Origin of the sequence: Bartonella sp. P0282, from assembly GCF_048452985.1 — a bacterium.
In the GTDB taxonomy this organism is placed as follows: Bacteria; Pseudomonadota; Alphaproteobacteria; order Rhizobiales; family Rhizobiaceae; genus Bartonella; species Bartonella choladocola.
In genome coordinates, this window is record NZ_WTFO01000003.1 from 379,764 (window position 1) to 392,301 (window position 12,538).

Here is a 12,538-nt window from a genome sequence, read left to right on the forward strand (position 1 = left end):
AAGAATGTCGCGAATATTGGTTTTGGTTCGACACGGACAAAGCGAGTGGAACCTGAAAAATCTGTTTACCGGATGGAAAGATCCCGATCTTTCTGAAAAAGGATTGGAAGAAGCAATCTCCGCCGGAAAAAAACTGAAAGCAGCAGGATTGAAGTTCGACATTGCCTTCACATCCGCTCTGCAACGCGCACAACATACCTGCCAGCACATTCTTGACGAAATGGGGCAGCCAAAGCTTGAAACAATCAAAAATCAGGCTTTGAACGAACGTGACTATGGCGACCTTTCCGGCCTCAACAAAGATGATGCGCGCAAGAAATGGGGCGAAGAGCAGGTTCACATCTGGCGCCGCTCTTACGATGTTCCACCTCCGGGCGGCGAAAGCTTGCGCGATACAGGTGCACGCGTTTGGCCTTATTACCTTCATAACATCCAGCCGCATGTACTGCGTGAAGAAACGGTACTCGTTGCAGCCCATGGCAATTCATTGCGTGCGCTCATCATGGCTTTGGAAGGCTTGAGCGGCGAAGAAATCGTCAAGCGGGAGCTGGCAACAGGTGTTCCCATGATTTACGAGCTTAATGCCGATTCAACAATTGCTTCCAAAAAAGTGCTTGAATAGATAAACCTCGATTCAAACCTATGCCATGCCGGAACAAATCTGCTCCGGCATTTTTTATAATCGCTGCTTTCTATCAGTCACCACCATGAAAATTGATAGCTAACAGCTGAAGCCACAAATCCTGAAGCGGAGGTGCGCAAAAATGCAACGCGCAATATTAAAGACGGGATTAAAGGGGGGGCGGCGTTGAAATGGTCAGAACCACACCCCAAGACATAACACTGCCTTACATTACCCTGCTCAAGACTTCATACTGCTCGACATTTCACCGCCTGACATGACTTTGCGCGACATTGCACCACTCGGCATTACTCTGCGTGGCTTTACATAGCCCGACATTGTTCTCCGAGACGTTCCACTGCATGACATCACTCTGCCCGAAATCATACTTCTCGGCATTTCTATGCCTGACGTTACACTGCTCGACATTATTCTGCGTAACGTTACATTCCTGATATTACACTAATCAACGTTACACCGCCTGCATCGCAATCCTGACATCACATTGCCCGACGTTACATTGCCTGAGATCACACTGCCAGACATTTGCCTAACGACATTATACTGCCCCACATTGCAAACAGAAAAATCTACGTTATTTCAGTTGCGGTGAACTTCCCCCAATTGACGAACAATCAAGACGGCTTTATTCCGTCCACTTTATTCATTTGTTTGCATCTCGTTTGTTTTACTTCCTTCTGTTGCCAGCACTTCCCTTTGTTTAATAACTTCTTCGCTGTAGGTTTCTTTTTGATTTACTTCCTGCTTTTTACATGCGACCGTTTTGCTTTGCTTAACTATTTTTCGTGTATTTAGTTTTGTTTTGCTTAGTTCTTTTCCGTGCGTTTTCTTTTGTTTTACTTCTTTCTGTTGCGTCCACTCTCTTTTGTTTTACTTCCTGCTTTTACATGCGCTCCATTTTGATTTGCTTAAATCTTTTTCGTTCAATTTGTTTTTTTGCTTAGTTCTTTTCCTTGCTTCCTCTCTTGTTTTACGACCGTCTTTCCCGCCCATTTCCTTTTGTTTGCCTTCCTTCTTTCCCCGCGCCTTTCCTTTTGTTTTACTCGCTTCTTTTCGTGCACACCGTTTTATTGTACTCGTTTCAATTTCGCGGGTGCTGTTATGTTCCAATTGTGCTGTTTTTCCCGCCCCCCCATCACAACAACCGGCTTGAACGGCTTGAAACACTGTTGCCGATCCGTCGGCAATCATTTAGACACAGCTCAGCCTTTCCGTTGCGCATTCCGGTCTGCCGGTCACGTGACAGCTCTGCCATTCCCCTTTATTGATCTTTTCACGACGTACTGGTTCGCTTTTACGGCGCCTCTCGACCATGGAAGTTCTTTTATCCTGCCAGCGCTGGAATTTTATAATTTCGGGAACGGTGAAATGGTCTTCAAGATAAATTTCACGATGGCTTGTGGGCTACATAAAATTCGGGTTGACAGTTAAAGATTGCCAGCTTAGATGAAACGCAATGCCCAGATGGCGGAATTGGTAGACGCGCAGGTTTCAGGTATCTGTGCCGCAAGGCGTGGAGGTTCGAGTCCTCTTCTGGGCACCATTCCCATTTTTTACCGTATAACTTATTGTTTTTATTGAATTATTTTTTAGGCGAGAGCATAGAAGTTTATAGTTTGTTCTATTTTTGCAGTTTTGTGATCGCTTCCTTGGCAAGCCGAACGCCGTCTGCACACCTCCTATAAAGTGACGGATTACATCATCAGTCCATCCGAATAGTGCTTTAAGTTCTGCCACAGTTGCCCCTGCATTAGCAGCACGTGTTGCGCTTATCTTTCTAACGCCATGAGCCAACTTAAGAACGCCTGCGCTATTGCAGGCTGCACGGAAATAGTTCCCGAAAGTTTCTTCTGTCAAAGGCTTATTTTCACTTCCCTAAATAATGGCAAGATCGCTTGGTGGTGATTTTTTTAACGTCCACGCTAAGACGGGCAAAAACAGTGAAGTGACAACCGTTTTAACCCCGCTTTTTCTCGCTCGTATAATTGCCACACTATCATGGATGTGTTGCCACCTTAAACGAACAGCGCCGTTCTTTCTCGCATTTGCACACAAAGCATATGAAACGAGATAAGTTCTTTTGCACCTTCTCGCAAATTTCTCCTCATCTTGATTAAATCCTACTAAGACTTTCATATCCTTTTCGGATCATAGCCGCCATGAGTTTACGTCTTGCAGGTAAAAAAGATTCATAAGACATTTCTTGCCAATTTTCCGGTAGTGCTTGCTCGTAGCACATTTTTTGCCATTGCTCTTGATTAATATTTCGGGTTTTCAACACCAATGGAACATACTCAGAAGGCTTTGCATCATTAATATCAATATTATCCGGCCATTCTAACAGTGCATAATTTGCGATCTGGTTGGTCATTTGCGTATCTTCTATGCCTAGACGTTCCAGATATTTTTTTGGAAACAGGTGGTGACGGTCAAGAGCTTTTTTATTCGGTCTCAATTCCGGATCAAGCAAATCTCGAACATATTTTGTTGAGAACAAAACTCTGGCACCAAGAATGTTTTGAACCGCAATAAAGGCAAAGAGACCAGGATTATTTGCCGATGAATTATCCAAACGATCAGGAAGTGTTATCTCCCAGAAATCATTGGTCAGCATTGATGCGATCATGTTATTCAATTCCGACATGAACATCGACGCATTCCGGATATTTCTGAATCTCGCCAGATCGCCATCAAGTGTTGTTTCTGACGAACTTGTATAGTGTCCTGTCAAAGATGTTGCAAAAAACCATCGGCTTATCAAAGGCTGTAAATCGTGTTCTTCGATTTTATACCGCTCCCGCCCCATTAAATAGAATATATAGGCATAAAGCAGTGTAATTTTTGATGAAATTAACTCCCTGCTACGAAACCCTGCCCCGATGATTGCATTTAAAAACTGATGCCAATTTCTCAGCTTGAGTACCTGCGCCTGCGCCTCTTTCAATGTATCGAATTGCCTGTCGCGACGTTCTGGATCAAAAAGGCCTGTTTCGGGATCTTTTCCCCGCAATATTTGATATACACTTTGCAAACGTCCCCGACCAAAACCATGGGCGATAGAAACACGTAAGAGCTGGCCTGGATCAGGCATGATGAGTTGATTGAACGGAGACGCATCACTTTTCGGTATCTCACGTGACTGGCGGCAGAATGTTTCCAGTTCCTTTCTGCCCTCGGGCCAGAAAACCGAAAGAAGTGTGAGAATAAAATCAGACTGATTGAGTTTTACACCTTTGCTATTGATCCGCACAAAAATATCGGAAACCTGCTCTTCATCAACATTTGCTTCTATTTCCAAAGCGGTAAACGGGTAAGATTTCAAGTTAAACAGCCGCTCTATATTCTGTGCAATACGTTGCTCATCTTTAGGACTTAATTCTACCCTCTCCTTCAAATTCGAAAGAAATTGATTGATAACAGTGAAGGCCGTTTTCTCAGGTTCCCAGAGTACCGAAATATTCGGAATATATTCCGGGTCGCGAGTTACGGCTGCATCACAAACATCAAAACGCGCATCACGTGGTCGAAAGGCGATTTCAATCTGCCGCTCCTGATAATTCTTGTCGAGAACTTTTTGATTATTGAACACCGCATAGAGTGAGGTTAAACGCTGCTGTCCATCAATAATAAGCCGCGCCGGATTTTTATATTGCTTATTTTCAATGCCAATTTGACGAGCGCGATCATCATGCGCATTTGCCCAAAATAGAAAATAGCCGACTGGAAAACCGCGATACATGGAATCAAGAAGATCTCGCACCTTGGTATTTGACCAGACAAAAGGGCGTTGAATATCAGGAAGAGCTATGCTTCCCATTTTCAAATCATTTAACAATCCCGCAAGATCGTAACTCACATTTGTAAAAGCGGTTTTGGCGGACATGTTCTATCCTTACTTTTTCTTTTGATATTTATGTTTCAGATAAGCAGCTATATGATCGATATCGGGAAACATTGACATTCCTGTAATATTGAGTTTGCTAAGTTCATCAATTATTCGATTTTTACAATCTGATGGAATAATTATTTTTTCCATTTCAAACGCGGCGGTATCTCTGTCAAAATGATATTTTAAAAATCCTGAAACTATAAAGGCACCAGACTGCGCAATAATTCTATTATTGGATTTCAGACTACTAACGAAATAATATTTTAGCAAGCAAGAAGGATCAATTTTTTTCTCAAAATAAATTTTCTCATTTCTAATTAGGTTGACAAGTTTTTTACAATATCTATTTTCATTGAATTCTAAAAAATATTTTTTATATTCATTTTCGTTTTTATTTACTAAATACCTATAACTTAAATCTTCGAGTTCACGTTTTTCATAATCACTTAATCCAGATAGATTACATATAATTGATAACGTATCACTATCCGGATTAAGAATTCTATCTTCCTCAAAGTCAAATACATAAACAGCCCCGTCCTGATCTTTTTGTTCTTCGTCACTACACGCAAAAAAAAGCGCGACTAATGGATTCATCGTGACATCAAGCAATCTTGTCGGTAACCCGTAGTGCTGGCTATGCATCAGTCGTTGAAAGCAAGTCACATCCTTTTGAAAATCATCCGGTATCTCATTGACCAGTTCAGTCAAACTTTGGCGTTCAACATCAGCATTCTTCCTTTGCCGATGAAGGCTCGGTTCAGGACGCCAAGCTTCACAAGCTTGCCCACGATAACAAAAAAAACCATTTTTGTTTTCTTGCTTCAAAACGTATGAAATAAAATCAGATACGCTTTCGACCTCAATATCTCTTCTGTGTCTTCTTTCATTACCAGCCATCTCCCTATTCCCCTTCAAATCTCCAATTCCGGCAAGTTACGGATAATTTTCATGGTTTCCATAGAAACAGTAATAATTCTTAATAATAATTCCAGCGGATAAGCAGGATTATGCATTGTCTCGCGTGCAAAATCATTGGCATCATTGACAATTCCACTAGTTTTATCAACGCGTATACTTTGCCTCTCCATCACCCAGTCAATTGCCGTTTTATTGTTGACGATATAGTCATAAGCGGCAAGCGGTATTCCCGTAATGGTAATTTTGTCATTGTAATGAATGACCGAGCGGTCTTTGTTTTTGCCCCTCCCGCCATAGCGCATTTTCGTCACATAAAAATCGTCCGCTTCAAGTGTTTTCTTTTTTGTTAGAATTTTGACCGGATATTTTTCAACGCTTTCATAGTTTACATGCAAATGCCCCAATGCGCGACCGGCACTCATAAAAGCCTTGAAGTCTTCAAGCGTTTTAACAGCAGGAATGCGTGGCAGTTCTTTAACGAGATTATCGGCAAAACGGGTTCGATAGTCCGGCGAATGCAAAATCCCGTAAATATAATAGAACAGATCTTCTTTCGTGATGTGATTATCTGAATAGGCAGTTTGAAAATATTCCAGAGCCTCGTCTGTAATAGCGTCGAGACGCTTGAATGAACATTGTTCCTGGGATTTTCCTGCCGCCTCGTTACAAGTTTTTTCAAAAAGATAAAGCGGGAAACATTGGCCATTATCCTCGAACTGGAAATCGCTAATCCGGTTCGACAGAAGAACTGAAAAACCACCGCGCTTACCATTGCCCGATATACAAATAGCTATATTTTCCGAAGCATTGTCAGGAAAAATCTCTTTCATCGAATAAAAGCTGTGATTGAAGCGGGAAGCGCGATAGTGCCATAATTTGGTAAACGGACGAATATTACATATTCCGGTCAATTCTTCCGAAAATGTTTCTTTAATCTGTTTTTTGAAACCCGACTGCCAATTGCCGCCGCCCCAACTGAATTTTTTTACGTCTTTTTTGACGAAATCTCTCACATTGACGACTGTATCAGGAAAGCGTTTCTTATAGCGGGAATATCTGTCGATTTCGCTGTTATAAAACTCTGTCATCTGGCGGGCATTGGTTAGCAGTCTCGACTTTGAATAATTATAGACCCAGGCATCACGACTTGAAACAACACCACTTGAATAGAGTTTGAAAATTGTAAGGGTTTTGTTCCTGCTCTTCTCGCCCATTGCGAGATAATTTTTGAAATGCTGATCCCGCTGATGAAGCCAATCATGGTAACTATCGGGAATAATTTTTTGCCATTTGTCTTTCAAACCGGCAATGCTTTTGAATGTTTTGATGATTTCAAGTTTGCGGGTGTTATCAAGATAATCGCCAATGTCATAAAAAAAGATCTGCCCCTTTTGTTTGGCCGAAGGATTTTTAACGAAAATAGATATGGCAACCGGTGCGCGTGAACCGACGCCGAATATATTGCCGCCTTCTTTGCGCCTCAGCTTGCCGGATGTGCGTGCATTGCCGCGCAAATGGAAAATATAAATTTTGGAAAATTCTTCGGCGAGACATTTGCGCATACCATCGGCCGAAGCGGATTGAATAAAACCGGCATTTGTCACAAAACCGATTACACCACAATCGCCAATATGATCGGATGCCCAGCGAATGGCTCGAATATAGCTGTCATAGGACGACCGTTTACCGCCTTTGTTCAATGTGGAAACAAGATAGGTTTGCGCTATTCTTCGGTCAATCTGCGGATATTTCAGGTTTGCTGCATCATCATTTGCACTCTCCTGCCCCGTCGAATAAGGCGGATTGCCGACGATAACCTTTATATCAGTCAAACCATTGCTTTCGGCAAAACGTTTCTCGTCATCATTTGTGTTGATATTTTTATGACTGTCGGGCTTTTTGGGAATGCTATTTTGTTTTGCATCCATCAGGAACGTATCTTGCAGGCGAACACCCGAAAAAGCCTGATATTCACCGCCATAGCTGGAATAATAAGCCGTTTCTATATTGATTGTGGCAAGATAACAGGCCAGCAAAACAAGTTCATTGGCATGAAGTCCGTTATTATAGACAGGTTTTGAATTTTCTTTATCAATCAGCCCGCATTCAATGAGGCGGGCGATAAAAATACCGGTTCCGGTGAACGGATCAAGGATATGCACCCTTTTACTTCCAAAGGCACTATTGAACTCTGTTCTCAAAATGTCATCGACGCTATGAAGAATGAAATCCACCACTTCGACCGGCGTATAGACAATTCCCAAACGGTCGGCCATCTTCGGAAATGCTTTGCTGAAAAACCGGTCATAAAGTTCGACAATCAGTTTCTGCCGCGCTTGCCCGTTCTTATCCACCCTTTTGGCGCTCTCGCTCACGATCCGGTAAAATGCTTCCAACTTCTCCGGCTCCGAAGTGATGGCGTTCTCGTCAAGTGTGTCCAGCACCTTGTTTATGGCAATGGATAGGGGGTTGTTTCCTGCCACATTGGAATGGCTGAACAAAATATCGAAAACCGGCTTGGTAATGCGATATTGTGCCAGCATTTCAACAACCATCTCATCGTCAAGCGCAGCATGGAAGTTTTTCTCAAGCAAGGCTGAAAAGTCGTTGAAAGCGGTATGAAGGCCTGAATGATCGGGATTTTGAAGCTGGCGCGTTATATGGTCGATCAAATTTCGGGCGATTTTTGCAATCTCATCCGCCCATTGTTGTGAAAGGCGCAAACCATCAGTTCTTTTGACCGGCTTTTTCGGTTTTGCAAAATCCAATTCTGTCACATCCCCGTATGAATAAACTGCAAGGCTTTCCATGCTTGGAAAACAGTAATGCCGGGTCAAACCAACTCTTGCCGACCATGCCGGTTTTGCCTCAAATCTTTAGCATATTTGCCTGAAATATTCAATTTTTGAAGGTTTTAGAGGATGTTTATCGCGCTATCAAAATTTCACCCGCCATTGGTAGCGACGCTTCGCAAAAATTGAAGCGGAAAGACTTTAACGAAATTTTCCTGAAACATGAATACGAAAATAGTCTTTTCAAATTGCTATATCGGTCGGAATCCTACTGCGGGGAAATTTCAGGGAAAAGAGCCATAAGACCGTCGGAAATGGCTCCCTGCCAAACAATATAATCATGCCCACCGGAATATTCGCGATAAACAACCGGAACCTGCTTGGCGAGGAGCACCTCGAAAAGGTGGCGATTGGCGTCGAGCAATGATCGTTGCCCGCCACTATGGCCGCCCTCGAAAACACCTACCGACAAAAACACGCTTAACGGCGGCGAAGGCATCATTGCAACGACCCGTGACACATAATCTTCTCTTTCAGAGCCGCCATTTTCAGGCGACCACCAGAACGATCCGGACATAGAAAGAACATGGCCGAATTTATCCGGATGGCGCAATGCAACAGTCATTGCGGCAAGTCCGCCAAAACTTGATCCCGCCAGAACGATCCGTGACGGAGGAAATTTTCGTACCATTCTTCTTTCAATTTCAGGCAGCAATTCAAACGCCAGAAAATCGGCAAAATCAGGATTGCCGGGCAATTCTTGCATACGGCTTTTACGGTCAATATTATGAATGAAAACTGCAATGGTCGGGGCGATGACCTGCGCTTCAACCATTTTATCAAGAATAGCGGGAAGCGGAACTTTTGTCTGATACTCTTCGCCGTCAAAAACAAAAAGCACAACGGGTTCAATTCCGTTTTTTCCTACCCCTCTCTTTGTTACGCCTTTGGTCTTGTAGAGCGTAATCTTATGGCGATTACCAAGCTTTAAACTGGAAATATAGAAATTCTCGGTTGTAGCTTTCCTATTGTCGGAACTTACAAGGCGGGACTGTGCCGGTATCCAATTTTGTGCCGGTGCATTTTCAAGTTCGACAACCGACTCCTGATTATAAGGATCAGGCGCATCGACGGGGTGAGGTTTTAAATTGAGCGGATCGGCTTTTACCGTATAGGAAATGGCCATGCGTTTTTCTTGCGGCGTTCCTTTTATTTCCGGAACATCGACCGCCAGTTGATAGCTGAAGCGCGTATCCGAAGGAACTTTGAAACTCTTATACCATATGTCTGTTGTTCCCAAGCGAACGAGTTTTTCATGATCGCCGGAAGGTGCTCCCAAGAGAAAGACATTTTGCTTTGCACCTCTTTGGAGAAAAGTGATAATCCGTTCATTACCTTCGCTTTTTTCAATAAGAGGCGTACCCGCTTTCACAATTTTTTCCCAGAATATCCGGATTTCGTCCGGTTGGAATCCGGTTTTTGCCAATTGTTGCAAGGTCGGGCTTAAAAAATCTTCAACCGGAGCTGGTGTCGATTTTTGATGATCTATATCGGGGTTTTCGAGTTTCAGGCAATAACGACCGGCCTTGCCGAATTCGAGTTTCAGACGTTGTGTTTTCGTTGCCTTGAAACGGAACCGGTTTTCACCGGTTTTTTGATGAAAAAAGTGTCTGGAATGCGCACCGTTTTGTTCCACAAGATCAACGCTGTAAAGCCCCTGAGGAGCATTTATTACGCCATTGAAAAACCGGTTTTTCCCCTGATTGAGCAAAACAAATCGTGTTTTTCCTTTGGCCGCATTATAACACCTTTCGGATGCTTGATGGATGGTGCGTTCATTTGCGCTTCCTGTTTGCAAACTTATCATGATGAACGATACGAATATCGGAAAAAATAGAATTGGCATAGACATGGCTGAAAGAACAAAAAGATGAATAGTGACAGCCGGCGTTCTCGAAAAAACATGTTTCAACATTGTCTTACCATGTCTTTTTTAGCGATGCCTGAATGATGCGACCATCACCATAAAAGCATGCATAAGCATTTGCGCAAGAAGCAACAAACCGTTTATCGGCAATATTTTTCACATTGATTTGCAGGGATAGTCCCTCAAAATCTTTTCTTGCTGCGCCGAAGTCATAACCGAGCATTGCGTCGACCAATGTCACATCAGGGACTTTAAAACTGTTGGCATTATCACCCCAACTTGTACCGAGATAGCGCAATCCACCGCCAAGCTTTAATCCCTCGACCCTTCCGGAGAGAAAATCATATACCCCCCAAATAGAAAATTGGTGTGCGGGAATACGCGAGGGCGTTTTATCAAGCTCTGTCGTGATAATCGTATCTTCAATGGTCGAATCGATATAGGAATAAGCACCGATGAGCGAAATTGACCGTGTAACTTCACCTCGCGCTGAAAGCTCGACCCCTTTATTATGAATTTTTCCGATCTGCTGATAAGTTGTATCGGCAATTGAAGGATCCCATTTTCCCTCCACAACATTTTTTTGTACAAGATCATAATAGGCGGCTGTTAAAATAAGGCGCTCCGCCAACGGGCTATATTTGACACCTGCCTCTATCTGACGGGCAGTAACCGGATCAAATGCACTATCGCCGGCAACCGGTGCCTGTAGCGCAGGTTCAAAAGACGTAGAGTAACTTATGTAAGGCGCTATGCCGTTATCAAAAGCATAAAGTGCCCCCGCACGCCACGTTGTCGCTTTATCCTTATAGCGATAACGCATTGAATTATAACGATCGTCAAGATTGGTATCTGCCCAATCATGACGAATGCCACCCATGAGGTTAAGCCTGCCTAATGAAGCCTGTTCCTGAACATAGGTTCCTGTCTGTTTTGCATCCAGAATTTCGCGACTGGATAATGGCAGTTCCAGACTATCGAAGTCGAAACCGCCATAAACGGGATTTTCAAGCGAGATAGACGGAACATGGCGGTCGCGTTTCCACAAATAATCACGTTTTCGGGTACGCGTATCGACACCTGCAAGGACAGTATGGTTCACCGCTCCGGTGTCGAATTTTGCTTCCAACTGACTGTCACTGGCAAATTGTTTCCAGATGTCTTCTCCATCCGAGGCGATACGGGAAATGAGCGTATTATAACCGGTATCAGGATCTTTCGTGCCAGCTCCCCATGTCAGTGTTGCTTGCTGCATATCCACTTCGTGATAAAGCATTTTTTGGCGAAAGGTTAAACCATTGTCGAAAACATGGGAAAATTCGCCTCCTACCCACTCCTGTTCGCGTTTAACGCGTTCAAAATGGGGATCGGATACAAAGAAATCACGCGGAACATGTCCGAAGCCGACAATCGGCCTTACCGTACCATCGGCATCAAGGAAATTGCGATATCCGGCTTTCGGTTCTTTTTGATAACCGGTCAAAAGTGTGAGTTTTGTTGTTTTATCCGGTGACCAGGATAAAGACGGAGCAAAAGCATAACCTTTTTTGCGCGCAAATTGTTCCTGCAAATCGGTGCTTATGCCGGTTCCGACAATCCGGTAGAAAAAGTCGTTTCGCCCCGGTATATTCTCGCTTATATCGAAGGACAGACCGTATTGGTTGCGATTGCCGGTCGATAGTTCCACTTCATGAAATGGTGTCTCTTGAGGTCGTTTGGAAACGGCATTGACAATTCCTCCGGGATTGGTTTGCCCGTATAATACGGAATTGGGACCCGATATCAGTTCAACACGTTCCAACAAATAGGGATTGATTTGCGCGTAGGAAGCATCTCCCGAAAGGAGAAGTCCATCAAGATAAATCGGTACATAGGAAAAGCCACGCACAAACATTTCGTCGCGCAAATTGGATGCGCCACGATATTCCGTAAAAACACCCGGCGTATAGCGCAAACTTTCCGCAACCGATTGCACATGCTGGTCTTCCATTTGCTGTTTGGTTACAACGGCAATGGATTGGGGCGTTTTGACAATCGGCGTATCGGTTTTGGTTGCCGTAAAGCTCTGTTTGGCGGCATAACCGATGACCGGACCATCGCCTTTTTCATTATCTCTATCGACGACAACAGTCTCTAAAACCTCGTCATCGTGTTTTTCCCCGGCATCGGCCGAACCCGACATGGTCGAAGACAACAATATCGCCAAAACACCTGTCACAAAATTTGCTTTTGACGAGCATATAAAAGAATTGCGGTTGTTCGGGACAATTGAATGAACCATGGCTTTGCTACCCCGCGAATGGCCGATTGCTTGATTAAAACTTGATTGACTTTCTCATGTATATGCGTAAATTTGAAGAAATTGG

General features: G+C 43.6%; 7 protein-coding genes and 1 tRNA gene. 2 read left to right on the plus strand and 6 right to left on the minus strand.

Annotation, left to right across the window (positions count from 1 at the left end; translation table 11 throughout):
* Positions 1–4: 4 nt before the first annotated feature.
* Positions 5–622: a 2,3-bisphosphoglycerate-dependent phosphoglycerate mutase gene (locus tag GQS64_RS10770; RefSeq protein ID WP_075914011.1), complete on the plus strand. Its 618-nt coding sequence runs from the start codon at positions 5–7 to the stop codon at positions 620–622.
* A gap of 891 nt (positions 623–1,513) precedes the next feature.
* Here the strand turns inward: GQS64_RS10770 and GQS64_RS10775 are convergent.
* A complete protein-coding gene (locus GQS64_RS10775; RefSeq protein WP_198231577.1) occupies positions 1,514–1,834 on the minus strand; it encodes a hypothetical protein in 321 nt (106 codons plus the stop codon).
* Between the two features lie 267 nt (positions 1,835–2,101).
* On the opposite strand from GQS64_RS10775, the gene GQS64_RS10780 reads away from it, so the two are divergent.
* A tRNA-Leu gene (locus GQS64_RS10780) sits at positions 2,102–2,186 on the plus strand.
* A 570-nt stretch (positions 2,187–2,756) separates the two neighbouring features.
* Here GQS64_RS10780 and GQS64_RS10785 read toward each other — a convergent pair.
* The 5 genes from GQS64_RS10785 to GQS64_RS10805 all read right to left on the minus strand — a co-directional run bounded on the left by GQS64_RS10785 (position 2,757) and on the right by GQS64_RS10805 (position 12,390).
* The gene (locus tag GQS64_RS10785) at positions 2,757–4,526 is read right to left on the minus strand and encodes a GmrSD restriction endonuclease domain-containing protein (RefSeq protein WP_198231578.1); all 1,770 of its coding nucleotides are present in this window, start codon (positions 4,524–4,526) and stop codon (positions 2,757–2,759) included.
* A 9-nt stretch (positions 4,527–4,535) separates the two neighbouring features.
* Positions 4,536–5,432, minus strand: a complete 897-nt coding sequence (locus GQS64_RS10790) for an FRG domain-containing protein (RefSeq protein WP_198231579.1) — start codon at positions 5,430–5,432, stop codon at positions 4,536–4,538.
* A 14-nt stretch (positions 5,433–5,446) separates the two neighbouring features.
* Positions 5,447–8,230, minus strand: coding sequence for a type ISP restriction/modification enzyme (locus tag GQS64_RS10795; protein ID WP_198231580.1), 2,784 nt, complete (start codon positions 8,228–8,230; stop codon positions 5,447–5,449).
* 283 nt (positions 8,231–8,513) lie between these two features.
* Positions 8,514–10,220 (minus strand): alpha/beta hydrolase-fold protein, encoded by a 1,707-nt coding sequence (locus GQS64_RS10800; protein WP_198231581.1) that lies wholly within the window; start codon positions 10,218–10,220, stop codon positions 8,514–8,516.
* Between the two features lie 4 nt (positions 10,221–10,224).
* Entirely contained in the window at positions 10,225–12,390 is a 2,166-nt protein-coding gene (locus GQS64_RS10805) for a TonB-dependent siderophore receptor (RefSeq protein ID WP_369805256.1), read from the minus strand.
* Positions 12,391–12,538: the final 148 nt, after the last annotated feature.